Annotated in this window: 24 protein-coding genes; 8 read left to right on the forward strand and 16 right to left on the reverse strand. The window is 42.9% G+C overall.

Translation table 11 applies throughout. The features are described 5' to 3' along the window. Positions 1-29 precede the first annotated feature (29 nt). Complete coding sequence (gene sppA / locus EMP01_RS00085) at positions 30-1,817, reverse strand: signal peptide peptidase SppA (protein WP_161971174.1); 1,788 nt, start codon at positions 1,815-1,817, stop codon at positions 30-32. Between the two features lie 165 nt (positions 1,818-1,982). Between sppA and EMP01_RS00090 the strand changes: the two genes are divergently transcribed. From EMP01_RS00090 to EMP01_RS00100, 3 genes are all read left to right on the forward strand, one after another. Next, positions 1,983-2,471 (forward strand): cytidine deaminase, encoded by a 489-nt coding sequence (locus EMP01_RS00090; RefSeq protein ID WP_129019461.1) that lies wholly within the window; start codon positions 1,983-1,985, stop codon positions 2,469-2,471. A 287-nt stretch (positions 2,472-2,758) separates the two neighbouring features. Next, complete coding sequence (locus EMP01_RS00095) at positions 2,759-4,231, forward strand: FMN-binding glutamate synthase family protein (protein ID WP_237559431.1); 1,473 nt, start codon at positions 2,759-2,761, stop codon at positions 4,229-4,231. A 150-nt stretch (positions 4,232-4,381) separates the two neighbouring features. Beyond that, positions 4,382-4,990 (forward strand): hypothetical protein, encoded by a 609-nt coding sequence (locus EMP01_RS00100; protein WP_129019463.1) that lies wholly within the window; start codon positions 4,382-4,384, stop codon positions 4,988-4,990. Between the two features lie 85 nt (positions 4,991-5,075). Here EMP01_RS00100 and rplQ read toward each other — a convergent pair whose 3' ends face one another. From rplQ to infA, 7 genes are all read right to left on the reverse strand, one after another. Then, on the reverse strand, positions 5,076-5,579 hold the full coding sequence (gene rplQ / locus EMP01_RS00105; protein WP_129019464.1) for a 50S ribosomal protein L17: 504 nt from the start codon (positions 5,577-5,579) through the stop codon (positions 5,076-5,078). A 147-nt stretch (positions 5,580-5,726) separates the two neighbouring features. Then, positions 5,727-6,728: a DNA-directed RNA polymerase subunit alpha gene (locus tag EMP01_RS00110; protein WP_129019465.1), complete on the reverse strand. Its 1,002-nt coding sequence runs from the start codon at positions 6,726-6,728 to the stop codon at positions 5,727-5,729. A 125-nt stretch (positions 6,729-6,853) separates the two neighbouring features. After that, positions 6,854-7,459: a 30S ribosomal protein S4 gene (gene rpsD, locus EMP01_RS00115; protein WP_129019466.1), complete on the reverse strand. Its 606-nt coding sequence runs from the start codon at positions 7,457-7,459 to the stop codon at positions 6,854-6,856. Between the two features lie 162 nt (positions 7,460-7,621). Continuing rightward, positions 7,622-8,026: a 30S ribosomal protein S11 gene (gene rpsK, locus EMP01_RS00120; RefSeq protein ID WP_129019467.1), complete on the reverse strand. Its 405-nt coding sequence runs from the start codon at positions 8,024-8,026 to the stop codon at positions 7,622-7,624. Between the two features lie 121 nt (positions 8,027-8,147). Further along, positions 8,148-8,528, reverse strand: coding sequence for a 30S ribosomal protein S13 (gene rpsM, locus EMP01_RS00125; RefSeq protein WP_129019468.1), 381 nt, complete (start codon positions 8,526-8,528; stop codon positions 8,148-8,150). 36 nt (positions 8,529-8,564) lie between these two features. Continuing rightward, positions 8,565-8,681: a type B 50S ribosomal protein L36 gene (gene ykgO / locus EMP01_RS00130; protein WP_086099068.1), complete on the reverse strand. Its 117-nt coding sequence runs from the start codon at positions 8,679-8,681 to the stop codon at positions 8,565-8,567. Positions 8,682-8,739: 58 nt separating this feature from the next. Beyond that, positions 8,740-8,958: a translation initiation factor IF-1 gene (infA, locus tag EMP01_RS00135; RefSeq protein WP_129019469.1), complete on the reverse strand. Its 219-nt coding sequence runs from the start codon at positions 8,956-8,958 to the stop codon at positions 8,740-8,742. Between the two features lie 388 nt (positions 8,959-9,346). On the opposite strand from infA, the gene EMP01_RS00140 reads away from it, so the two are divergent. From EMP01_RS00140 to EMP01_RS00150, 3 genes are all read left to right on the forward strand, one after another. Continuing rightward, complete coding sequence (locus EMP01_RS00140) at positions 9,347-10,294, forward strand: ComEA family DNA-binding protein (protein ID WP_129019470.1); 948 nt, start codon at positions 9,347-9,349, stop codon at positions 10,292-10,294. Between the two features lie 10 nt (positions 10,295-10,304). Continuing rightward, entirely contained in the window at positions 10,305-11,447 is a 1,143-nt protein-coding gene (locus EMP01_RS00145) for an acyl-CoA dehydrogenase (RefSeq protein WP_129019471.1), read from the forward strand. An 81-nt stretch (positions 11,448-11,528) separates the two neighbouring features. Then, complete coding sequence (locus EMP01_RS00150) at positions 11,529-12,275, forward strand: TrmH family RNA methyltransferase (protein ID WP_129019472.1); 747 nt, start codon at positions 11,529-11,531, stop codon at positions 12,273-12,275. 154 nt (positions 12,276-12,429) lie between these two features. Here the strand turns inward: EMP01_RS00150 and EMP01_RS00155 are convergent, their stop codons facing one another. The 5 genes from EMP01_RS00155 to rplK form a co-directional block, all read right to left on the reverse strand. Beyond that, positions 12,430-13,872 (reverse strand): DNA recombination protein RmuC, encoded by a 1,443-nt coding sequence (locus tag EMP01_RS00155; protein ID WP_129019473.1) that lies wholly within the window; start codon positions 13,870-13,872, stop codon positions 12,430-12,432. 200 nt (positions 13,873-14,072) lie between these two features. Beyond that, positions 14,073-14,444 carry a 50S ribosomal protein L7/L12 gene (gene rplL / locus EMP01_RS00160; RefSeq protein ID WP_129019474.1) on the reverse strand — a complete coding sequence of 124 codons (372 nt, stop codon included), beginning with the start codon at positions 14,442-14,444 and terminating at the stop codon, positions 14,073-14,075. A 98-nt stretch (positions 14,445-14,542) separates the two neighbouring features. Continuing rightward, positions 14,543-15,118, reverse strand: a complete 576-nt coding sequence (gene rplJ / locus EMP01_RS00165) for a 50S ribosomal protein L10 (protein WP_129019475.1) — start codon at positions 15,116-15,118, stop codon at positions 14,543-14,545. Between the two features lie 67 nt (positions 15,119-15,185). Then, positions 15,186-15,878, reverse strand: coding sequence for a 50S ribosomal protein L1 (gene rplA / locus EMP01_RS00170; protein ID WP_129019476.1), 693 nt, complete (start codon positions 15,876-15,878; stop codon positions 15,186-15,188). Positions 15,879-15,919: 41 nt separating this feature from the next. Then, positions 15,920-16,363 carry a 50S ribosomal protein L11 gene (rplK, locus tag EMP01_RS00175; RefSeq protein ID WP_129019477.1) on the reverse strand — a complete coding sequence of 148 codons (444 nt, stop codon included), beginning with the start codon at positions 16,361-16,363 and terminating at the stop codon, positions 15,920-15,922. Between the two features lie 182 nt (positions 16,364-16,545). Here rplK and EMP01_RS00180 point away from each other — a divergent pair, with 182 nt between their 5' ends. Together EMP01_RS00180 and EMP01_RS00185 are read left to right on the forward strand one after the other, a co-directional pair. Then, the gene (locus EMP01_RS00180) at positions 16,546-17,118 is read left to right on the forward strand and encodes a 5-formyltetrahydrofolate cyclo-ligase (protein WP_129019478.1); all 573 of its coding nucleotides are present in this window, start codon (positions 16,546-16,548) and stop codon (positions 17,116-17,118) included. 11 nt (positions 17,119-17,129) lie between these two features. Next, on the forward strand, positions 17,130-17,807 hold the full coding sequence (locus EMP01_RS00185; protein ID WP_129019479.1) for a hypothetical protein: 678 nt from the start codon (positions 17,130-17,132) through the stop codon (positions 17,805-17,807). A 79-nt stretch (positions 17,808-17,886) separates the two neighbouring features. Here the strand turns inward: EMP01_RS00185 and EMP01_RS00190 are convergent, their stop codons facing one another. From EMP01_RS00190 to EMP01_RS00200, 3 genes are all read right to left on the reverse strand, one after another. Beyond that, positions 17,887-18,912: a T9SS type A sorting domain-containing protein gene (locus tag EMP01_RS00190; RefSeq protein ID WP_129019480.1), complete on the reverse strand. Its 1,026-nt coding sequence runs from the start codon at positions 18,910-18,912 to the stop codon at positions 17,887-17,889. A gap of 147 nt (positions 18,913-19,059) precedes the next feature. Next, on the reverse strand, positions 19,060-22,035 hold the full coding sequence (locus tag EMP01_RS00195; RefSeq protein WP_129019481.1) for a M1 family metallopeptidase: 2,976 nt from the start codon (positions 22,033-22,035) through the stop codon (positions 19,060-19,062). Positions 22,036-22,147: 112 nt separating this feature from the next. Then, positions 22,148-23,878, reverse strand: coding sequence for a sensor histidine kinase (locus EMP01_RS00200; RefSeq protein WP_129019482.1), 1,731 nt, complete (start codon positions 23,876-23,878; stop codon positions 22,148-22,150). Positions 23,879-23,886: the final 8 nt, after the last annotated feature.

Genomic DNA, 23,886 nt, shown 5'->3' on the forward strand with positions numbered 1-23,886 from the left:
CTAATTTGTTTGTTTAAGGAATCGTAACCTTATTTCGTTTCGGGTAAGAAAGGTAACATCATCCACACCTGGTTACGGTTATTCATCAGCAGCTTAAACTGTTGATATGCATCAAAGCTAAAGCCTAATTCGTTCTGTACCAATTGCTTGGTCAACAATGCACTATTTGCATCTTTACCATTCACCATCTTCAGCAGGCGTTCAATATCCGAAGTTGGTTTTGGAAACGTCACGACCCTGTACTCGCTGATGCCGGCCAGACTCGCTGCTGCTTTTATCGCTCTGTCCATACCACCCAGGCCATCTACCAGGTGCAGATTAAGGGCTGCCTTACCAGTCCATACTCTACCCTGCCCTACGCTGTCTACATAAGCAATATCCAGCTTACGGCCTGCGGCTACACGGCTTTTAAAGGTGCTATATATAGTATCTACTCCATGCTGAATGATCTGGCGCTCCCGCTCGGTAAATGGTCTGTTCATATCACCCATATCTGCCATTGGCGCGGTCTTCTCTACATCAAAAGTGATACCTAGTTTATTATTAAACAGTTTTTCGGTATTCATCATCACCCCAAACACCCCGATACTACCGGTGATGGTATTAGGCATGGCAAATACACTATCTGACTGACAGGCAATATAATAACCACCAGAGGCGGCATAATCACCCATAGAGGTCACGAGCTTCTTCTTGGCTTTTAACAGCTGCAATTCGCGAAGGATGTTTTCAGAGGCCAGCGCCGACCCTCCCGGAGAATTGACCCTCAACACCACCGCTTTTATGGATTCATCGTCTCTTACCCTGCGGATCTCTTTAATAAAATCGTCGGAGGCAATAACAGAACCGGAATTAGCACCGGCTTTGCCATCTATAATAGAACCTTCTGCAATCAGTAAGGCGATGTGATTACTGCTTGGTTTCTGAGATAACCTGCTTTTATAATCAGACAGAGAGGCAAAATTCAGCTCTTTATCCGCATCAATACCAGATTTTGCTTTCAGCAATTGCTCTACCTCATCCTGGTATTTCAGTCCGTCTGCCAGTTTATACTGAATAGCATCTGCACTGGTCTGGATCGCGCCGGCATTTACCAGAGAATCCACCGTGGTACTATCCATACCTGTATGCTGCACGACTACTCCAACCATTTCAGCCCACAGATCATTCTGATAGGCCGAGATCTGGGTACGATTTTCATCTGTCATTTTATAAGCTCTCAGTGGCTCGGTTGCACTCTTGAACTTTCCACAATAGAAGATTTCAGGCTGTACTTCCAATTTATCTAGCAGTCCTTTATAGAACATAATATTAGTACTCAAGCCTTTAAGCTCTACATTACCAACCGGATTGATGAATACGCTATCTGCAACCGAAGCAACATAATATGCCTTCTGGGTAATGCCATCTGCATAGGCATAAATAAATTTGCCACTGCTTTTGAAGCTTTCCAGCGCTTTGCGTAATTGCTGAGAAGTAGCCCAGCCATTGCTGTTACCGCCGGCTTTTAAAAATATACCTTTGATGTGCTCATCTGTTTTAGCCATTTCAATGGCGCTCAATACTTCGAACAACCCAACTTCTGCAGCAGGTGCACCGCCGGTTATGGCCGACAGGATATTGGCTTGCGGAATCTCACTGATGGGTTTGGACAGGTCTATCTCCAGTATACTGTTGGACTTGATCACGGCTACCTGGCTGCTCGTCACCGAACTGGCCAATGCGCCCATAAAGCCAAAGAAAATAAAAATGAGCAGTATCCCCGATACTACTATGGCCAGCAATGAGGCCAGAAAATACTTCCAAAATCCTTTCATACCTGAACTATGATTAACTGTTTCTTGCATATATATTATATCTGCCGCAGCAAATTGTTTTACAGCGCAAATATAATCTATACTTTTTCATTCCGGTTCTAAAATAAGTTTAGCATATGTTATATTATATTTCAGTATATTGCGTATAATCATATAATATATAGTATGCCATCTCTACGGCTAGAGTATGATCTTATTCCTGAGGCTTCGGCCCTGGAACCTTTTTTACAGGAACTGATCCGGGAAGCGCAATATGCGGCTGAGCATCTTGCGTATGCTCCATACTCAGGATTTCAGGTCGGTGCGGCTGTCTTACTGGACAATGGTCAGATAATCAGGGGCAGTAACCAGGAAAATGCGTCTTTCCCTGCCGGTACCTGCGCTGAAAGGGTTGCACTACATACGGCTGCCGTACTACATCCCGGAGTTAGGGTTACCTCTATTGCCATTACCTATACCAAAAAGCAGATCGATCCGTCGATGATGCACGAGGTTTTATCTCCCTGTGGTATCTGCAGACAGGTGATCAATGAAGTATCGCAACACCAGCAGGCAGCGATACATATATTAATGCGCAGTGCCAATGGCACTATCCTGTCTGTTAAAGATGCAAAAGAGCTGCTTCCTTTTTCTTTTGGCAGTAAAATGCTGTAAGCCAGTACTGTACTGGCTTATATCTGTTTAAAAAACCTCCTGAGGCTACAAAGCTTTGTTATTTATTTGATTAAGTAATTTATTCGTTTTAAGTTCGCGGATTATTTTAAAAAAAGTAGATAAAAAGTATTATGCGTAAGGGGTTTATCATTATTTCGACCTTGTTAGTCATACTAACATTGGGCTTATCTGTTTTCTTAAGTAAAAACTGGTATGTATTCTGCGGAATTACGGTCTTGCTCACTGCATTGGGGTATTACGACATGTTCCAAACCAAGCACTCGATCATGCGTATTTATCCCGTGTTTGGCAGACTGCGTTGGTTCATGGAAGACATGCGCCCGAAAATTTATCAGTATTTCGTAGAAAGTGACATTGATGGTCGTCCGATCAACAGAATCGATCGTTCTACAATTTACCAGAGAGCTAAAAAAGAGAACGATACCATGCCTTTCGGTACCCAGCTGGATGTATATGCCGAGGGTTATGAATGGATGTGTCACTCTATCGCTCCAAAAGATTTCAAATCACTGAATCACAATCCGCGTGTACTGGTGGGCAATAAAGATTGTACCAAACCTTATAACCTGAGTATCTATAATATCTCAGCGATGAGTTACGGTTCACTGAGCTCTAACGCGGTTGAATCAATGAATGCCGGTGCACAAATCGGTGGCTTTGCTCATAATACCGGAGAGGGTGGATTGAGTCCTTATCACCTGAAACATGGTGGTGACATCATCTGGCAGATCGGTACCGGTTATTTCGGTTGCCGTGATGCAAACGGAGGTTTCTCTCCTGAGTTGTTTGCTGAGAAAGCGCAACTGGATAATGTAAAAATGATCGAGATCAAAATTTCCCAAGGTGCCAAACCTGGTCATGGTGGTATCCTGCCTGCGGCTAAAAACACTCCGGAAATTGCAGCAATCCGTGCGATCCAGCCGTACACACTGGTGGCATCTCCTCCATTCCACTCTGCCTTCAATACCCCAAAAGAGTTGATCCAGTTCGTACAGAAACTGAGAGAATTAAGTGGTGGTAAACCGGTAGGATTCAAATTATGTATCGGTCACAAATCTGAATTCATCAGTATTTGTAAAGCGATGATGGCACTGGATATTTATCCTGATTTTATTACTGTAGATGGTGGTGAAGGTGGTACCGGTGCAGCGCCGCAAGAGTTTTCTAACTATGTAGGTGCTCCTTTACTGGATGGTCTGGATTTCGTTTCAAATATCCTGAGAGGTTTAGATATCAAAAAACACATTAAAGTACTGGCTTCCGGTAAAATGACCAGCGGTTTCCACCTGGTAAGAGCAATGGCTCTGGGTGCAGACGCTTGTTACTCGGCCCGTGCAATGATGATGGCTGTAGGTTGTATACAGGCGCTGATGTGTAATACCAATAAATGTCCGGTAGGTGTAGCAACACAGGACAAAACCTTATCAGTAGGTCTGGTGGTAGAAGACAAGAAAACGCGTGTAGCACAGTTCCATAAATATACAATTGAAAACTTTGTAGAACTGCTGGGTGCTGCAGGCTTAAGCAGCAAAGAAGAGCTGACCCGCTCTCATATCTACCGTCGTATTTCATTGAACTCAATGCTGACTTACGAAGAGATTTTCCCTTCTTACGAAATAGGTGCTTTCATTAATCCTGAAAATATTCCGCAACGTTACAAAACGGACTTTGCCTTTGCGAGCATGGACCGCTGGGGTATGGCGAATATCGGTAGCTGGAGTAACGACACCAATAAATAACAAGCATAAAGCATATAATAACAAAGGAGGCTGGATTCAGCCTCCTTTGTTATTATATATCCAATAAATCAAAAAATAGTGACAAAACACTTCCTAATCCAATGAGTATTTTTTAACTTGGCGCACATTTTAAACACATATATTGTAATCATGAAAAAAGTATTGCTGCTTTCTGCAACTCTTCTCAGCCTGTTTGTATCCTGTACCAAAAACAATACACAGCCCAACAATAACGGGAATAACAATGGTAATGGAAATAACAATACCAGCACAGGTACTTATACGGCGAGCTTCACCTTCAATGGCAGTACAACTAAGCTTGGCTATAACAAGGACTTTGCCCAGCTGGTATCCAGCGCTGCGAATATGGTTGGTGGTTATGCCACAAACAGTGTCAACGGCATTGTGCCCTACCCTTCATTAGAGGTCACTTTTATCTTTGACCAGGACAATGTAAGCGAGGCCGATTTCATGGCCTTAAAGGGGCAGACAATTCGCCAGAATAATACTAATGGAACTTATGTAAGGGTATCCCATGACCAGGATGCCAATAACAGTTGGTATGCCGATGCTACAGCAGACAATAGTTATGCAATTCAGATCAGTGATATTACCTATTCTCATTCTGTAACCACCATATTTAACGATGTGGATGTATACCGTGTAAAAGGCAGCGGAAAAGCGCTTTTGGAAAAGGATGGTAGCCAGAAAGCAGTAGAAAACATCAGCTTCGACATGCTGATGTCCCGTGTAAAATAAGCAGGTATAAGATATAAAAAGAAGCCATCGCAAATTGCGATGGCTTCTTTTTATATCAGGAATAACCAGTATTCCTAAACTGAAATTAAGCTTCTGTATTTTCAGTTCCTTCTTCAGTTGTAGTAGTTGTTTCTTCTGCTTGAGGAGCAGCTTCAACTTTCTTAGTTGCACCACCACGGCTACGACGAGTTTTCTTAGCAGCTGTAGTATTTGCATCTTTGTTGTAAACAGTATTGAAGTCTACTAACTCGATCATTGCCATTTCAGCAGCATCACCCATACGAGGAGCTAATTTAATGATACGAGTGTAACCACCAGGACGGCCTGCAACTTTTTCGCTGATCACATCAAATAATTCTTTGATAGACTCTTTGTTTTGCAGGTAGCTGAACACTGTACGACGATTGTGCGTAGTATCATTTTTAGATTTAGTGATCAGTGGCTCTACATAAACGCGTAAAGCTTTAGCTTTAGCTTGAGTAGTGATGATTCTTTTGTGCTCGATCAGTTGAGAAGCCAGGTTGCTTAATAAAGCTTTTCTGTGAGCTGAGGTACGACCTAAATTGTTTACTTTGTCTCCGTGACGCATGACTTAAAATGATTTAATGATACTGTACCGTGTCAAGGAATACAGTACTGTTTTATTACCCTGAAGCCGAAGCCTAATAAAACGATGATAAATGTTATGAAATAGAGAACCGTTTGGTTCAGGGGAACCAAACGGTAATATTATTGATTAGTGATTTGACTCACTCAGTTTTACGCGACTAACATCCATACCGAAGCTCAGACCTCTTTCACCTAAAACCTGTTCGATTTCAGTTAAAGATTTCTGACCGAAGTTGCGGAATTTCATTAACTCTTCCTGAGTGTATTGTACCAGCTCAATCAGAGAGTTGATCTTAGCAGCTTTCAGACAGTTGAATGCACGTACAGAAAGTTCTAAATCTTCCAGTGGAGTATTCAGTACTTTACGTAATTGCAACAAGCCCTCATCTACAGTCTCTTCTTTCTCTTCACGTTTAGTGTCCAGAGAAATATTTTCATCTGTGATGATCATCAGGTGTTGGATCAGAATACGGGATGCTTCCTTAACGGCTTCTTCCGGATGGATAGTACCATCAGTAATCACCTCCATAACCAGTTTCTCATAGTCAGTACGTTGCTCAACACGTGTATTCTCGATAGAATACTTAACGTTTTTGATTGGCGTAAAGATAGAGTCGATAGCGATGAAATTGATTGCCGGGTCTTTTGGACGGTTCTCTTCAGCAGGAACATAACCACGACCTTTCCCGATATGAATTTCTATTTCCAGAGTAGCAGAAGTATCCAGGTTACAGATCACCAGATCCGGGGTCATTACCTCAAAGTTAGGAGTTGCTTCGCCAATCATTGCTGCAGTGAATTGCTCTTTACCTTTGATTACCAGGGAAACTTTATCAGAAGAAATGCTCCCTTCTGTAATGGATTTAAAACGAACTTGCTTTAAATTCAGGATAATTTCTGTAACATCTTCAATAACACCCTTAATTGTATCGAATTCGTGGTCTACAGTAGCGATTTTGATACCGGTAATAGCATAACCTTCCAGAGAGTTCAATAAAACTCTACGCAGGGCATTACCGATAGTCACACCGTAACCAGGCTCCAACGGACGGAATTCAAATTGTGCTTCAAAGTCTGTTGCTTTTTGCAATACAATTTTGTCGGGCTTCTGAAAATTCAATATAGCCATATTGAAAGAGTTGTTTTTTTGAAGTTTCAACCGAACGATGTATCCGGTCTATAAATAATTTTTGTTGCAATATAATAAGAAAAATATCAATTACCTCAACCAGGGCTGAGGTAATTGCATTTTTATTATTTAGAGTACAACTCTACGATTAATTGCTCTTTGATATTCTCAGGAACAAACTCACGCTCAGGAGCAGAGATAAAGGTTCCTTTGAATTCTTTCTCGTTCATATCCAGCCAGTTGATGTTTAAACCTTTACCACGAACCAGGCTAATCACAGCAGTGTTAACTTTAGATTTTGGTTTCAGTTCGATTACATCACCAGGTTTCAGAATGTAAGAAGGGATGTTTACTGACTCACCATTCACCAGGATGTGTTTGTGAGATACCAGCTGACGAGCAGCAGGACGTGTAGGCGCTAAACCTAAACGGTAAACAGTATTGTCCAGACGAGATTCTAATAATTTAATCAGGTTCTCACCAGTTGCACCTTTCAGACGAGATGCTTCTTTATAGATGTTACGGAATTGCTTCTCTAACACCATGTAAGTGTATTTCGCCTTTTGCTTTTCTTTCAGCTGAACAGCATACTCAGATGGAGCTTTACGCTTACGGTTACCACCGTGCATACCCGGAGGGTTGCTGTTTTTTGATAAGTTTTTACCTGATCCTAAAATTGGTTCACCGAAAATACGGCAGATCTTGTTCTTTGGTCCTGTGTAACGAGCCATTTTTATATTTAAGTTTTATCGATTTTTGTAACACTCCTTTCAGCTCATCTAAAAATCGTAAAAGCCGATCTGAAAGGTTTTAAAAAAATAAGGAATATTATAAACACTATTAGATTAACCGCATTTTAGGCGATTAATCTAATAGTTATATAAAAAAATAGATTATACTCTACGTTTTTTCGGAGGACGACAACCGTTGTGTGGAATTGGCGTAATATCCTTGATGGTAACGATCTCGATACCGCTGTTAGCAACGGAACGGATAGCACCTTCACGACCAGAACCAGGTCCTTTCACGATTACATCTACTTTTTTCAAACCAGCATCAATTGCAACTTTTGCAGCATCAGCAGCAGCTTGTTGTGCAGCGTATGGTGTGTTCTTTTTAGAACCACGGAAACCCATTTTACCTGCAGAAGACCAGGAGATTACCTGACCTTGTTTATTTGTAAAACTGATAATAATGTTGTTGAAAGTCGAAGTTACGTGCACATCACCATGTGGTTCAACCTTAACGACTCTTTTTTTGGCAGCAGCCTTAGCCGCGTTTACTTTTCCTTTTGCCATTTTAAATAAGGTAATCTTTGAATGTTTAAAAAATAACTAAGCAACTAAGCGCTTAGCTGGGTGAACCCTCCCTCCCGAAGAAGTGAATAGAGATCCGGCATCCACACCAATTTTAATTGGTTTACTTCTTCGCAGCTTTTTTCTTACCTGCAACAGTGCGACGTTTACCTTTACGGGTACGGCTGTTGGTTTTGGTACGCTGACCACGTAATGGTAAGCCTTTACGGTGACGCACGCCACGATAACAAGCGATATCCATTAAGCGTTTGATGTTCATTTGAACTTCAGAACGTAATTGACCTTCTACTTTAAATTCAGAAGCAATAATGTTACGGATAGAAGCTTGTTCATCATCATTCCATTCGTTTACTTTTTTATCGAAATCGATTTCTGATTTCTCTAAAATGTAACGAGCGGTGCTGCGGCCGATTCCAAAAATATAGGTCAAACCTATTTCGCCACGTTTGTTTTTAGGTAAGTCAATACCAGCTATACGAGCCATTTAAGAAATTTTGTTTAAAAATTTAAAAATTTAAAATTAACCCTGACGTTGTTTGAAACGAGGATTCTTTTTGTTGATCACATACAATTTGCCTTTGCGACGCACGATTTTACAATCTGCACTACGCTTTTTAATGGCTGCACGAACTTTCATGTTAGTTAATTATTATAGTTTTACAATTAAACTGATTTGGTCTTTCAGAAGGACAATCTTATTTGTAGCGATAAATAATTCTACCTCTGGTAAGATCGTAAGGACTCATCTCTACCCCAACTTTATCGCCTGGCAGGATACGAATGTAGTGCATCCGCATTTTGCCGGATATCGTTGCCAATATCTCATGTCCGTTCTCCAGTCTTACCCTGAACATTGCATTGGATAAGGCTTCTATAATATTTCCGTCTTGTTTGATAAGGGGCTGTTTTGCCATAATTTCTAAAAGGAATGCAAAGGTAAGTTATTTTTCCTTAATAATGTAAAAAAATTATATTTTACATTACATGCGCAAGAGAATATACCATATTCTCTCCTCTTTTCTGCTAAATTCATATTACTTTCCAGCTCCGAAAGGAATCAGTATCCAGGATAAATAGTACAACAATAGATCTGATCGGCAATAATCTGTAAACATATATAGGCGGCTGTACAAAAAGGAAGATGTTTGCTGCAGATACCTGAAATCGCAAATGAGTGCGCGAAATTATAAATAAGTAATCAATTTACATTCATTCTATTATAAAAATCTTGTTTCTTTTCAGAAACAGGATTTTTTCTTTATACCATATTCATATAATATTGAATATAAATTAAACCTAAATATGAAGAAAAAACAACCACAACCGGCTTTGTCTAAAAGCCAGGTCAAGGGTATTATTGTGCTGGGCACCCTGCTCCTTGGCACTACCCTTTTCTGGCGTCTTAGTTCCGTATTTGACAACCACGAAACCAAACTACCCGTCTCCGATACCAGTAGTTACACTGCTGCAGAGCCAAAATCCTACGATAATAACAAAGAAAACACCTGGAATGAGTCGGCCGATCGCATCAGCGCACCTGCTCCTCACGTGGCTTTGTTCACATTTAACCCCAACACAGCCAGTGAACAGGACTTTATCCGGCTGGGCCTGCCCGAAAAGGTAGCCCGTACTATATGTAAATACCGTAGTAAAGGCGGCCGGTTTTATGATAAAGAAGATTTTGCTAAAATCTATACGCTCAGTGAAGCAGACTACCAGAGATTGTTGCCTTACATCAGTATACCGCAGGAGCCGGGAGATCGGCGTAAGTATGCATATAATAATGACAAGCGTACTTATGCTGATTACAAGCCAGACAGCAGCCGGTCCTACAACCAATATCCGCGCAAGCAGAACAAGCCCATTCTTATTAATACCTGTACTGCCGAAGAACTAATGAGCCTGCGGGGTATCGGCACGGGCTATGCCGGACGCATTATCAATTATCGGGAAACCCTTGGCGGTTTTGTGGCAAAAGAACAATTGAAAGAGGTGTACGGCATGAGTGATAGCTTGTATTCGGCTATAGAACCATATATTATTATAGAGGCAAGTGCGGTCCGTAAGATCAGTCTGAACAATGCCACAGAGGCAGAATGGCTGCGACATCCCTATACCCGCAAAATGACAAAGTATATACTTCTATACCATAAGGATATAGGGAGCTTCAAACAAATAGAAGATTTCAGGAAAGTTCCTTTGATAAATGACGAAAAATATCGTAAAATTGCACCCTATTTATCATTATAATACTTAATTTATGGATTTTAAGTACACCGAGACGCAACAGCAGATTGCGGAAATGGTTAGGGATTTCGCCAATAAGGAAATTCGCCCAAATATGATGGAATGGGATGAGCAACAAATCTTCCCTGTAGATTTGTTCCGTAAGATGGGTGAACTGGGCCTGATGGGCGTATTGGTTCCTCAAAAATACGGTGGTGCAGAGCTTTCCTACTTTGAATATATTACAGTAGTAAGCGAGGTAGCTAAAGTATGTAGCTCTATCGGCTTATCTACAGCAGCACATAACTCTTTATGTACCGGTCACATCCTGTATTTCGGTAATGAAGAGCAAAAACAAAAATACCTGCCTAAGCTGGCCACTGGTGAGTGGATCGGTGCATGGGGTCTGACTGAAGCAAATACCGGCTCTGATGCAGGTAACATGCGTTGTACAGCCACCCGCGATGGTGATGATTGGGTACTGAATGGTACTAAAAACTGGATTACACACGGTATTTCCGGCAATGTAGCGGTAGTACTGGCCCGTACCGGTGAACCAAGAACCCGTAATAATGTAACAGCATTTATCGTAGAAAGAGGTACCCCTGGATTCTCTGCCGGTAAGAAAGAGAACAAACTGGGTATGCGTGCTTCTGAGACCGCTGAGCTGATCTTCGACAACTGCCGTATCTCTGATGCACAGCGTATGGGCGAAGTAGGTGAAGGTTTCAAACAAGCAATGAAAGTACTGGATGGTGGCCGTATCTCTATTGCTGCCTTGTCTTTAGGTATTGCTAAAGGTGCTTACGAAGCTGCTGTTAAGTACGCTAAGGAAAGAGAACAATTTGATCAGCCGATCGCTAACTTCCAGGCTATTGCCTTTAAGCTGGCCGATATGGCCGTAAAAATTGAAGCGGCAGAAATGCTGATTTACCAGGCTGCAGACCTGAAAAACCGTGGTGAGAAAATGACTAAAGAGTCTGCTATGGCTAAGATGTATGCTTCTGAAATCTGTGTTCAGGTAGCAACAGATGCCGTACAGGTATTCGGTGGTTATGGCTACACTAAAGACTTCCCGGCTGAGAAATTCTACCGCGATTCTAAACTGTGTACCATCGGTGAAGGTACAACTGAGATCCAGAAACTGGTTATCTCCCGCGATATCCTGGGGCTGTAATTCCCGGTTACGCGTTAATATATTTCCAACAAAGGCTTTATTCTTTCACAGAGTAAAGCCTTTGTTGTATTTTTGACCGACATGAACATCAGCAAGAATCAGATCAAATATATACGCTCTCTGGGCCAGCAGAAATTCCGCAAGGAGCACAACACATATGTGGTGGAAGGTATTAAGAATGCTGCCGAGTGGCTTATGGCCGGTGTTCCGGTAGAATACCTAGTTGCTACAGAAGACTGGCTGAAGAGCAATCTGAGCCTCTATATCCACCTGGATCGCGATCAGCTGCTGATCGCCACTGAGGCTGATTTTGAAAAGATATCGGGTTTCAAAACCCCAAATGAGGTATTGCTCACCGTTCCGGTACCAGAAGCACCCCGTAATACGGACTTTAGTAATCAATGGGTACTGGTACTTGATCGGGTACAGGATCCGGGCAATATGGGCACTATTATACGCACTGCCGACTGGTTTGGCATCCGTCATATTGTATGCTCTCCGGAATGTGTAGATATCTACAACCCCAAAGTAGTACAGTCGACTATGGGCAGCTTTCTGAGGGTAGCCGTACATACACAGGACCTGTATATGTTCCTGGAAACCCACAAGCATATTCCATCCTATGCAGCCGTATTGGGAGGACAGCCGCTGGCCACACTGGGACAGGCACCAAAGGGATTTATTATCATGGGCAATGAGAGTAAAGGCATATCTGAAGAAGTGCAGCAACTGGCCACGACAGGTATCACCATACCCCGCATCGGCGAGGCTGAATCGCTGAATGTATCCGTAGCAACAGGCATCATCTGCCATGCGCTGATCGGATAGCTATCAAAATACCACAGTAAACATACATCGTAACAATATTAAAAGCGTATGAGGAGCCCTTGGCTCCTCATACGCTTTTAATACTAACCTGGATAGCATATTGATCAACGCTCCCTACCGGCAATCATTTGCGGTTGTACAGAAATGCAGTCTTCTACTCTTCGCTATCTTCATGCCACAAGAGCGCATCCATATCATCTTTTATATCCACCCCATTCTCATTAATTTCGGTTTCAATCTTTTGCTGTGCTGTAGCAGCAGGCAGCTCCTGTACTTTTCTCAGCTGCCGCTCAATAGCCCTGCTGCGCACGCCTGCCTGGTCTATAGTATTGGTCGCCTCCTGTAGTTTTTTACGGGTCTTCTCCAGCACTGTACCAAACTTCACAAATTCGGTCTTCACCACGGCCAGTAAGTCCCAGACTTCGCTGCTGCGCTTTTCTATAGCCAGGGTACGGAAACCCATCTGCAAGCTGCTCAATAAGGCACTCAAGGTCGTAGGACCGGTAATGGTTATTTTATAATCCTTCTGCAATTGTTCAAACAATCCCGGGGTCCTCAGCACCTCTGCATACAGGCTTTCAAAGGGTAAGAACATAATCCCGTATTCGGTAGTATTGGGTGGGTCAATATACTTTTCGCGAATATCCCTTGCACTTTTAAGGATCGCCTGTCTGAACGATTTTTTCAATTCCTCTATCCGTTCTGTATTGCCCTCGTCATAAGCCTCAACCAGCGCCTCATAATCCTCTTTAGGGAATTTAGAGTCTATCGGCAGCCAAAGTGTTTTTTCCAGGTGGTTATTATTGGGCAGTTTAATAGCAAATTCTACAATGGCACCACTACCGGCCTTAGTCTTTACATTCTTCTCATATTGTTCATTAGTCAGCAGGTCTTCGAGAATATTAGCCAGCTGGTATTCACCCAATATACCCCTGGATTTGACATTGCTCATTACCTTCTTGATGTCCCCTACACTGCTGGCCAGTATCTGCATTTCACCCAGCCCTTTATGCACCAGCTCCAACCGCTCACTGATGAGCGTAAAAGAGTCATTAAACCGCTTCTCCAGGGTAGATTGCAGCTTCTCCTCTACCGTATGGCGCATTTCATCGAGCTTCTTGCTATTCTCCTCCTGCAGGTGATACAGTTTACGTTCTACCGTCTCCCGGATCTTTTCCAGTTTCAGCTCAGTATCGCCTTTGATCTGCTCCTGCTTCAGATTCAGATCATTAAACTTTTGTCGTTGCAATTCATTCAATTCGCGGACATTACTACCGAATTGGTCTTCAAATGACTTCAATCCCCTGCCCAGCTCCGATCGGGTATCTTTAGCATAGCCCAGCAACAGTTCATTCAGGTCTTTCAACCCGGCATTAAGTTCCAGGCGCAGTTCCTGTGCCATGCGTTGCATCTCGCTCCGGTTTTGAGCAAGCTCTGTCCTTAATAAGGGATCAATCTGCCCCAATTGCCAGTTACTCTTCTCTACTGCGGCACTTAAGGCATCATGATTCCCCCGTGGTTTGCGGAATAGGATAAGGAGTACAATAGCGATCAGCAGCGATAAGCTGACAAGGAGCAATACTTCGGTCAGTGTCATATAAAAGTTGTTGATAAAGCAGGTATAATAGCACCCTGCTCTACCTGTAAAGATACCCCATCTCCCCGCGATCTGCTGCAGTCCTTAAGGGATAAACTTATGCACAGCCATATATGAGCAGTTGCTTCATATATGGCTGTGTACAAACGACAAAAGGTCTCCCTCATGGGAGACCTTTTGAATAATATGGTTGAGAAGAATTAAGCTAATTCAACTTCAGCACCAGCTTCAGTTAATTTTGCTTTCAGGTCTTCAGCAGTTGCTTTATCAACACCTTCTTTAACAGCTTTAGGAGCGCCGTCAACTAATTCTTTAGCTTCTTTCAGACCTAAACCAGTTAAATCTTTTACGATTTTAACAACGTTCAGTTTAGAAGCACCTGCGCTTTTCAGGATTACATCAAAGCTAGTTTTTTCAGCTGCTGCTGCTGCACCGTCGCCACCTGCTGCTACAACTACTGCTGCTGCTGCTGGTTCGATACCGTATTCAGATTTCAGGAAATCTGCTAATTCTTGAACTTCTTTAACTGTTAAGTTAACTAATGATTCGGCTAATGCTTTAACGTCTGCCATTTTTATAAGATTTTAATCGTTTTTTAAATAATTTATATAAGATACTGGAAGCCTAAATTAGGTCCTATATTAAGCTGCCACAGGCAACTTAAGGATGATTACTCCGCTGCAGGAGTCTCTGGTGCTTCTGGAGCTTCCGGAGCCTCTGGTGCTGGTGCTTCTTCTGTAGCAGCAGCTTCTGCACCGTTTTCGTCTCTGTTTTGTAAAGCAGAGATTACGCGGCTGATTGGAGATTGTAACAAACCGATAACTTCGCCGATAAGCTCGTTTTTGGTTTTGATGTTTTTCAGCTGAGTCAGAGATTCGTCACCTACGAACAGATCTTCACCGATCAGGGCTGCTTTTAACACTGGTCTGTCACCAGGGTTATCTTTACGGAAAGCAGACAGGATTACAGCTGGTTCTTTAGGAGAATCAGAGAACATTAAAGCAGTAACACCGTGCAGGGCATCGTACAGGCCAGCATACTTCTCTTCATTCAGGCTTTCTAATGCCTTTTTGATCAGAGTATTCTTAGCTACGGTCATTTCCACTTCTTTCTCGAAGCAGGCACGACGGATGGTGCTGATTTGTGCTACAGTTAAAGACTCGGTATTTGTAATATAGAAATTACTATACTGAGAGAATTTATTCTTTAAAAGCTCAATTGCTTCTTGTTTTTGAGCAGTTGTCATTGTTTTAAATAATTTAATTCCGTTTGACAGGAAATGTTAATGAATGTGTTTCGCTAAACGCTAAGTATTAAGATACAGATTTTGCATCAACAGTAATACCAGGGCCCATAGAAGGAGCAATGGTAACACCTTTAACGTAAGTACCTTTTGCTGTAGCAGGCTTCATGCGCACCAGAGTATTGATTAACTCCTGAGCATTTTCAGCAATCTTTGCAGGCTCGAAAGATACGCGACCTACAGATGCGTGAATGATACCAGCTTTATCTACTTTGAAAGCGATTTTACCACCTTTTACATCGTTTACAGCAGCAGCTACATCATTAGTAACAGTTCCTGTTTTAGGATTTGGCATCAGGTTACGAGGACCTAACACTTTACCTAAACGACCAATTTTAGGCATAACGGATGGAGTAGCGATGATTACATCGATATCAGTCCAACCACCTTCAATCTTGGTAATGAATTCATCCAGACCAACGAAGTCTGCACCAGCTGCTGTAGCCTCTGCTTCTTTATCAGCAGGACACAGAACTAATACTTTCTTAGTTTTACCGGTACCGTGTGGTAAAGTTACTGTACCACGCAGTGCCTGGTCTGCTTTTTTAGGATCGATACCTAAACGAACGTGAACGTCAACAGAACTATCGAAGTTAGTACAGTTCACTTCTTTCACCAGCTGAGCGGCTTCGCCCAGGGAGTAAGACTTATTTTTATCAACTTTAGCTTCTGCAGCTTTTCTTTTTTTAGTTAAGGTTGCCATTGTAACAACAATTTTTTAATTTAGGAATGAACTAATAGGGTTTAGTCTTGCCAAGGTGCAGCACCTTCTACAGTAAGACCCATGCTACGTGCTGTACCAGCTACCATTTTCATAGCGCTTTCAGTGGTAAAGCAGTTTAAATCGCTCATTTTATCTTTTGCGATTTCTTCAACTTGTGCCCAAGTTACTTTTCCTACTTTGTTACGATTAGGCTCTTTTGAACCGTTTTTGATTTTTGCATGCTCCATTAACTGAACAGCAGCAGGAGGGGTTTTGATAACAAAATCGAATGATTTGTCAGTATACACAGTGATCAGAACAGGTAATACTTTACCAGGTTTGTCCTGAGTACGTGCGTTGAACTGCTTACAGAATTCCATGATGTTTACACCTTTAGAACCCAGAGCAGGACCGATTGGTGGCGCAGGGTTTGCCTGACCGCCTTTACACTGGAGCTTTACATAGCCCGAAATTTCTTTAGCCATTGCTTAAAATTATTGGTATTAACGAGTAATTTTTAACTCTCCCAAACCTACATATATAATATGCAGATTTTTTGAGGATGCAAAGGTAAGATATTATTTTTCATAATCCAAAACTTTTATTTCATCCTCTTTCTGAATTCGTAAAGATACTACATTTATATTATATAGTACCTTTGAAAATTATGATGACCAAAGAACAACTGCGCAAAATCTACCTGGAGCAACGTAAAGCAATTACCGAACAGGAACGGAACAAAATGGATGATCTGCTGCTGATACAATTGCAGCGCATACCACTCATGCAGGTACAAACCCTGTTCAGTTATATTCCTATGGAGCATATGGCAGAACCCAATACATATTTTTTTACCCAATATCTAGAAACGATTATTCCGGAACTGCGTACGGCCTACCCCATCACCGATCTGAAAAATAGCACAATGGAGGCTTACCTGGCTGATGATGAAACCGAATTTGTTAAAAATCGCTTCGGAACGATAGAGCCCGTGAGCACACAAATTGTGCCTCCGGGAAGTATAGACCTCATCTTCACGCCCCTGCTGGTAGCCGATGAGCAGGGCTACAGGGTGGGCTTCGGTAAAGGTATTTATGATAAATACCTGAGTAAATGCAGACCCGACTCCCTAAAAATCGGTTTCTGCTATTTTGAGCCCGTAGCGGAGATTTCTGATATTCATGAAAATGATATACCTTTAGACATCCTTATAACCCCCCACAATACATTTGTGTTTTAAACAGAATGCCCATGAAGTATACAAGTGTTTTAAGTATGTTAGGCATCGCCCTGATCTGCGCAGCAGGAACCTCCTGCAAAAAACCAAAACCAATTGATCCGACCAACGAAGGTATTGCCGACTTCATGCCGACCAATACGCAGAACTGGTGGTTATACGAAGCCAGCGATGGTACAATCTTTAAAAGATATTATACCGGAAGGGATACGGTAGTAGACCAGTTTAACTATAACCTGTTCGAACAGGTAGATACCAATACGGGTACGATCGTAAAAGAATTCTATGCCAAGTTTGAAGGCAACTACTATACCCTGCTTAAAGTAGACAACAGTGGCAGTGCTTATGTAAAATCACAGGTACTGAACGGTGATCCTAAAGTGGGCGATGAGTGGACCTCTAACGGTAGCTTTAATTACGGAGTGAACATCCCTACCAAACTGGAAAGTAAAGTGATGTCTGTAAACGGCACTTTTACCCTGAATAATAACATAGTCCTGGACAGTGTTATAGAAGTAAAAAGTGACCTGTATGGCAAATTGAACTTTGTAACCTGGACCAATTGCGGTACCATTACCATGAAGTTCCGTAAGAACGTAGGGGTCATCAGCGAAAATTATGATATCAATGTGGCCGGTTTCTTCCAGAAACAATATTCCAACCACATCCTGAACTATCACCTGCAGCCATAACAAGAATCTGAATTTAGTTTATATAAAAAAGAAGGATGCTATTCAGCATCCTTCTTTTTTATATATCAGGTACTCCTGACTATTTAATAAACTTACCTACTTGTTTTGCAGTAGCCTTCTCATTGTACACTTCATAGAAGTAAGTACCCTGTGCATAATGGCTCAGATCAATTTGTTTCTGAACACCACTAATTGTTTCCTGGTGCATCACCTGACCTAAAGTATTATAGATTACCAGTGTGTTGCGCTGCGGAGCAGTAACTTTCTGTTCGAAGATCACATAATCTTTAGCAGGGTTTGGATATACCGTAAAGCCCAGGTTCTGACTAGGAATACCTTTCAGGCTGCTGGTACCCGCGCTCCAGAACAGCTCTACTTTATCAATGAACATTGTATTATTCACATAATATCCGGTTGCAGTATCGGATGCACTTGCTGCTGATACAAAACCCACTACCAGTGTATCTGTAGCTGTATTGCTGCTGCTGTTATACATAACCGGTACAATATACTTCTGGTATCCGCCCGCGTTTGGTGGCACCATAGTGAAGCCTTCTCCGATCAGTGCCATAGAATCGGCAGTAATCTTTTTATAAGCCAGTACAAATGCCAGACCGGTATCATGGTTGCTCGCCGGTGCATTGATATATGCCGTTACACTATCAGCTCTCTTACCATACATCGGTGTACCGTTTGTATAAGTAAACAGGTCCATAGGATTTACATTACCACCATTCTGTGCCTGCAGGAACGCTACCAGGTTCAGATTAGGTTTAGCATTGGTAAATAATGCCGGAACAGCTTTTAAGGTATCACCGAAATTCTTGGTCATGATCTTTGCACAATAATCACCCTCATATTTATCGGCAGATTTATAGAGTTGCTTCTGTGGTGTAAAAGGCATACCACTGATAATTAAGAATGGTCCCACCTGATTGTCCAGGACATCATCGGTAGCATACCAGGCTGTAGGGCGCTCCAGCTGGTATAGTCCGCTTGGTGCAACCCAGGCCTCATAAGTACCGTTAGTAATTGTTGGGGTTTGTGCCATACTGGCTGTAGCAGCCAGCATCACAGCGGAAATGGTGAATAGAATTCGTTTCATTTTATTATGTTTAAATAGTTGTACAACAAAACTAAAGCTCAAATATAACTATTAAATACTTTAAGAGAAATACCCCGATAGTTATTATCCTGCAAAAAAGGCTTTACGGATTACCGTAAAGCCTTTCTGGTTAATGTGTTTTGCTGTTTACTGGAAGATATTTATCTCGCGTTGTATCCTTGACCAGTATATTTTATCAATATTGATGTTAAATGTGATCATTTTGCCGAAACCACCTTTTCCCAGGATATTATTTTTATAATCCCTGTATTCAGGGCTCATCAATAATGGAACATTCACATCCAGGTAAGGCGTCAGTTTTACCGTAAGGCCGGCATCATACAGGAAGCGGCTCTGGTTAGGATTCACTTCCTTGGCTTTGGCAAAGGTCATGATATCTGCAAAAAACTGTACCGGAAGCCCGATCGGCAGATCTATTTTAAGATTCAGTGCAGCCATCCAGTCTGTTGTAAAACCAATAGGATTGCTGTACAGCAAGGTCGGCACCTTCATACCTCCATCCCGGATATAGATCTGCTGCGCGGCAAGCCCGCTCTGCATATTACGGCCAAAGAAGGTCTGATCGTACAGGTAATCATTCCAGCCCGAATAGGTAGCGTTAAAACCATAACGGCGTGCATCATTATTATCAGCGCTGTAGGTAAACATTTTACCGGCAAAGGCCCTCAGATATACCGCCTTTTTGCGATAGAAGTAATCGATCTTCAGGTTACCCTCTGCAGAGATCTTCGTAAAATCTTTACCACCCTGTGCTTCCAGCAATAAACTATATGGATTGAAGGTACGTTTCTGTTTCAGTCCAAACTGTATGCGGCCATAGATCTTCGTATCATAACCATCTTTAGAAGGATAATAAATGCTGTCTACCGGGTTCTGATCGAAACGGTATTTACCCTCCTGGATATAATACCCTTTAATAGAAAGGTAGCGCTCCAGAGTGCTTCTCGGATTGGGTTTCTTAAAGATAAAACGCAGCTCCGGAGCTACTTTCAGAAACTGAGCCTCAGGATTATCAATATTGTCCAGCATAGTTCTGCGATAAGAAAAACGCTTGCCTTCAATATTAAAATCAATTTCCTGCAATGCAATTCCCGATGGATACCATGCTTTACTGATCATTCCGGTACCCACTAACGTTTTGGCTCCGGCACTGTACATCGGGGCCAGTATGTATTGAAATGATTTTTCCGGCAGGGTTACATTATGCAGGGTCAGTCCCAGCATAAAACGGTCATATACATTATAGCCGATTGCAGGTAATACCCACATCGTTTGCCTGCCCGCTCTTTCTGCACCGCCAAACCCGCGCAGGGCAAAGCTTTTCCTGTTCTGATTATTAGACAGATTATAGTCCGGCAGCATACTGCCGATACCTACATAAGATGCTTTCTCTGCAAGATTCACCTGTACTTTGCCTTTAAAAGGGCTTACCCATACATAATGATCCAGGCTGTCTACCACCAGCGGCACGGGCAATTGTATACCGCTTTTATTGGTCAATGTTACGATACTACCCTCAGCAGTATGTTTTACTTTGCCCACACCAAAATCTGATCCTTTATTACTATACAGACCATCGGTAAAGAACCAGTTGATATCTTTATTACTGTGTTTCTTCATCACCGCTTCAAAATCTTCGGGCTGCGGATGTTTGAATTTCCACAGATCATAGTATTCTTTCATTGCGGCACTGAACTCCTTCACACCCATATATTCACTGAGCAGGGTCAGGTATGCCGGTGTTTTACCGTATACATCACCTCCATAACCCATATTGGTATACTCATATGCCGGCAGACCCACAGCCTGATCGGTACGGGTAGCCATAGGCATGGTATATCCCAATTTGCTCACTTGCTTTTCGAGCTTTGTCTTTTTATCATTAATCCCTTTTACCGGAATGCTGGTCACCAGTTCTTCATAAAAACTGTTGATGCCCTCATCCATCCAGGGATGCATACGTTCATTAGAACCCAGGATACCATAGAACCAGTTATGGCCCACCTCATGCACAATCACGGTATGATTGGTTTCTTTATCATAGCCCGGTGCAATAACCGTTACCGTCGGGTATTCCATACCGCCACCGGCCCGCAGAGAGCCTTCCACGGCTTTCACCGTCTTATACGGATACTCCCCAACCATCATACTGTAGTATTGCACAGCAGTCTTTACAGACTCGGTAGATTGCTCCCAGCCTTTTACATTTCCGGGTTTGAAAGCGGTGTATATAGTAGTGATCTGCTTTGTACCCGGTACCATAACCGTATCTTTTCTGACGATCCAGCGTTTATCGGCAAACCAGGCAAAATCATGCACGCGGTCTTCCGTATAACGGATGGTCTTCATCGTAGTGGCAGAAGGTACTTTTTTATTGATCGTGGTATCTCCCGGCTTAGGCAGTTCTTTATGCGCCAGTCCGTCCAGCCACTTTTCTTCGGCAGGAGTTTGCAGGTTGCCCGTAGCCATCACCACATAATTCTCCGGCAGGGTAATGCTTACATCATAACTGCCATATTCGCTGTAGAACTCACCCTGGTCCAGGTAAGGAATGGGGTGCCAGCCTTTGTTATCATACACTGCAGGCTTGGGAAACCATTGGGTAATCTGGTAGCTCTGCCCTTCATGCCCCAGTCGGGAAAAGGTTTTAGGAATCTTCACCCGGAAGGGAGTCTGAATGCTCGCCTGCCCACCCGGTACGATCGGCTGCGGCAATAAGATCTTAACAATATCCGGATCATCTGTAGTCACCATTCGGGAAGGAATCTCATCTACCGTAAACTTCAGGCTGTCGATATAGCCCCAGTCTTCTTTTTTGGCAAGATAGTGTGCGGTGCTTTTATTCTCTACGGCCTGCTTTTCAAAGGCGGTACGGTCGCTGCTATAGGCATTGGGGTACAAATGAAAATAAATATAGTGCAGGGTATCCGGCGAATTGTTGGTGTACTGCATTGATACCACACCATTCAGAAAATGGCGTTTATCATCGAGTGTGACCTCAATTTTAGTATCTACTTTTTGCTGAAAATAGTTTTTTTGTTGCGCGCTCAGGGTGGTAAAGCAAGCCTGGATCGCCAGCAGGAACAAGAGTCTTTGCTGCATACAGTTTATAGGGATAATGGTTATCCAGACAAATGTACTGAAATTCAAAAGGTAAATTCAAAAATAATACCGCATCGGTACACGCGACATGCATGTGCCAATTACTTCAGCACTACACCCTCGGCAACCAGATCGAAAAGGTACTGCCTGCTCCAAGATCGCTGACTACTGCTATACCCCCGCCCTGCGCTTCCATCAGTTCTTTGCTGATGGCCAGCCCCAGGCCAGTACCTTCTTTAGAACTGCCGGGTATTTTAAAGTAGCGGTTAAAGATCTTGTCTGTGTACTGTGCATCTATACCACGACCAGTATCTCTTACATTGAAGCGGATAAAACCGGGCTCCTCCAGCAGTTGCAGCTCTATCTGGCTTTCTTCATAAGAATAGCGAATGGCATTGGTCAGCAGATTGGTCAGCACCCAGCTGGTCTTCTCTGCATCTGCACGCATCATGCCTATATTTTCGGGACAATGAATGGCTATGTGAATATTTTTCTGTGCAGCAGGCGTGCGCGTAGCAGCCACTGCGGCTTCCAGCACTTGCGTGGGGTTTATGTTTTGTACAGAGAGTTGCATTTTACCGCTCTCCAGTTGGGTCATGTTCAGTAATTCGCCAGTAATTTTCAGCAGGCGTGCAGTATCCTCTCCTATACTGTCTACCAATTGTTCCTGCTCTCCGTTCAGTATACCGACCTGCTTGTTCTGCAATAGTTGCAGGCTCATTTTGATAGAAGCAATCGGGGTTTTGAACTCATGCGACACTGTAGCCATGAAGTTTGTTTTGGCAAAATCCAGTTCTTTAAACACGGTTACATTGCGCAGCAGGATGACCTGCCCGATAAATTGTACAGCCTGTTCGCCCGTAGGGGTAATATAGATCGGGATGATCTCTTTATCAAAATAACTTTCTTTTCCATTGGCGAAAATGCTGATCTGCTCCGGCTTGCGTACCTCTTGCTCGGGTACAAACAGATCACGGATCAGGTCACGCACCAGGTCATTATGCACAGCTATATCCTGTATTTGTTTACCCAGCATGTCTTCACTGCTCAGCCCCGTAATGCTCAGTGCCTGTTCGTTGGCAAACAGCACAATCTTGTGTTCATCAATCCCTATAACGGGATCATGCATATTATTGATCAGTGCTTCAATCCTGTTCTTAGCCTGTATGATCTTATCCAGACGGCTTTCAGAATATTCCTCCAGCTTCTCTGCCATGGTATTAAAAGAGCGGGCCAGTGCCCCAAACTCACCGCTGCTTTCGAAATGTACCCTCTTTTTATAATTCTGCTGCGCAATCTCCCGTATGCTTTCCGTCAGCTCTTTAATAGGGTTGGCAATATTGCTCGGCAGGTTTACCAATAGTACAAATGCGATCAGAAAACAAAATGTACCAACCACGCTGATCCAGAATATAGCTGCCCTGGCGGTGCTATTGGCCAGGTCATTTTTACGCTCAATGGCGGCCATATTCAGGCGCATCAGTTCCGATATTTCGGAGCGTAGCATCGCCTTGCTCTGGGTATCTCCGGGTGCTGCTTTCAGCAAAGCAATGTGATTGCCGATGCGATCAGTCACTTCCCGCTCGCCCTGTTCTGTAATATTTTGCTGCTGTTTATCCAGGCTGGCCTCCAGTTGCTGTATAGCAGCTGCCGGCTCCACCTGAATGCGGTCTATAGCTAAAAGCATACTACGCCCATATTCCAGGGTATTGTAGTTATCGACCAGGATATTATGCGTATCTCTTTTCAGCGCATTGACATAATACACGCTGGTTGCCGCCAGGACCAGGATCAGGGCAAACAGCAGGCCTACGCCGGAAAGGAGTTTGGTTTTGATGTTCATGGATACTC

It is taken from the genome of Edaphocola flava (genome assembly GCF_004118155.1).
Taxonomy (GTDB): Bacteria; Bacteroidota; Bacteroidia; order Chitinophagales; family Chitinophagaceae; genus Edaphocola; species Edaphocola flava.

Bases quoted from the DNA above. Each gene is read 5' to 3' on its own strand.
- sppA (WP_161971174.1), bottom strand. From the start codon at position 1,817: ATGAAAGGATTTTGGAAGTATTTTCTGGCCTCATTGCTGGCCATAGTA.
- EMP01_RS00090 (WP_129019461.1), top strand. From the start codon at position 1,983: ATGCCATCTCTACGGCTAGAGTATGATCTTATTCCTGAGGCTTCGGCC.
- EMP01_RS00095 (WP_237559431.1), top strand. From the start codon at position 2,759: ATGCGTATTTATCCCGTGTTTGGCAGACTGCGTTGGTTCATGGAAGAC.
- EMP01_RS00100 (WP_129019463.1), top strand. From the start codon at position 4,382: ATGAAAAAAGTATTGCTGCTTTCTGCAACTCTTCTCAGCCTGTTTGTA.
- rplQ (WP_129019464.1), bottom strand. From the start codon at position 5,579: ATGCGTCACGGAGACAAAGTAAACAATTTAGGTCGTACCTCAGCTCAC.
- EMP01_RS00110 (WP_129019465.1), bottom strand. From the start codon at position 6,728: ATGGCTATATTGAATTTTCAGAAGCCCGACAAAATTGTATTGCAAAAA.
- rpsD (WP_129019466.1), bottom strand. From the start codon at position 7,459: ATGGCTCGTTACACAGGACCAAAGAACAAGATCTGCCGTATTTTCGGT.
- rpsK (WP_129019467.1), bottom strand. From the start codon at position 8,026: ATGGCAAAAGGAAAAGTAAACGCGGCTAAGGCTGCTGCCAAAAAAAGA.
- rpsM (WP_129019468.1), bottom strand. From the start codon at position 8,528: ATGGCTCGTATAGCTGGTATTGACTTACCTAAAAACAAACGTGGCGAA.
- ykgO (WP_086099068.1), bottom strand. From the start codon at position 8,681: ATGAAAGTTCGTGCAGCCATTAAAAAGCGTAGTGCAGATTGTAAAATC.
- infA (WP_129019469.1), bottom strand. From the start codon at position 8,958: ATGGCAAAACAGCCCCTTATCAAACAAGACGGAAATATTATAGAAGCC.
- EMP01_RS00140 (WP_129019470.1), top strand. From the start codon at position 9,347: ATGAAGAAAAAACAACCACAACCGGCTTTGTCTAAAAGCCAGGTCAAG.
- EMP01_RS00145 (WP_129019471.1), top strand. From the start codon at position 10,305: ATGGATTTTAAGTACACCGAGACGCAACAGCAGATTGCGGAAATGGTT.
- EMP01_RS00150 (WP_129019472.1), top strand. From the start codon at position 11,529: ATGAACATCAGCAAGAATCAGATCAAATATATACGCTCTCTGGGCCAG.
- EMP01_RS00155 (WP_129019473.1), bottom strand. From the start codon at position 13,872: ATGACACTGACCGAAGTATTGCTCCTTGTCAGCTTATCGCTGCTGATC.
- rplL (WP_129019474.1), bottom strand. From the start codon at position 14,444: ATGGCAGACGTTAAAGCATTAGCCGAATCATTAGTTAACTTAACAGTT.
- rplJ (WP_129019475.1), bottom strand. From the start codon at position 15,118: ATGACAACTGCTCAAAAACAAGAAGCAATTGAGCTTTTAAAGAATAAA.
- rplA (WP_129019476.1), bottom strand. From the start codon at position 15,878: ATGGCAACCTTAACTAAAAAAAGAAAAGCTGCAGAAGCTAAAGTTGAT.
- rplK (WP_129019477.1), bottom strand. From the start codon at position 16,363: ATGGCTAAAGAAATTTCGGGCTATGTAAAGCTCCAGTGTAAAGGCGGT.
- EMP01_RS00180 (WP_129019478.1), top strand. From the start codon at position 16,546: ATGATGACCAAAGAACAACTGCGCAAAATCTACCTGGAGCAACGTAAA.
- EMP01_RS00185 (WP_129019479.1), top strand. From the start codon at position 17,130: ATGAAGTATACAAGTGTTTTAAGTATGTTAGGCATCGCCCTGATCTGC.
- EMP01_RS00190 (WP_129019480.1), bottom strand. From the start codon at position 18,912: ATGAAACGAATTCTATTCACCATTTCCGCTGTGATGCTGGCTGCTACA.
- EMP01_RS00195 (WP_129019481.1), bottom strand. From the start codon at position 22,035: ATGCAGCAAAGACTCTTGTTCCTGCTGGCGATCCAGGCTTGCTTTACC.
- EMP01_RS00200 (WP_129019482.1), bottom strand. From the start codon at position 23,878: ATGAACATCAAAACCAAACTCCTTTCCGGCGTAGGCCTGCTGTTTGCC.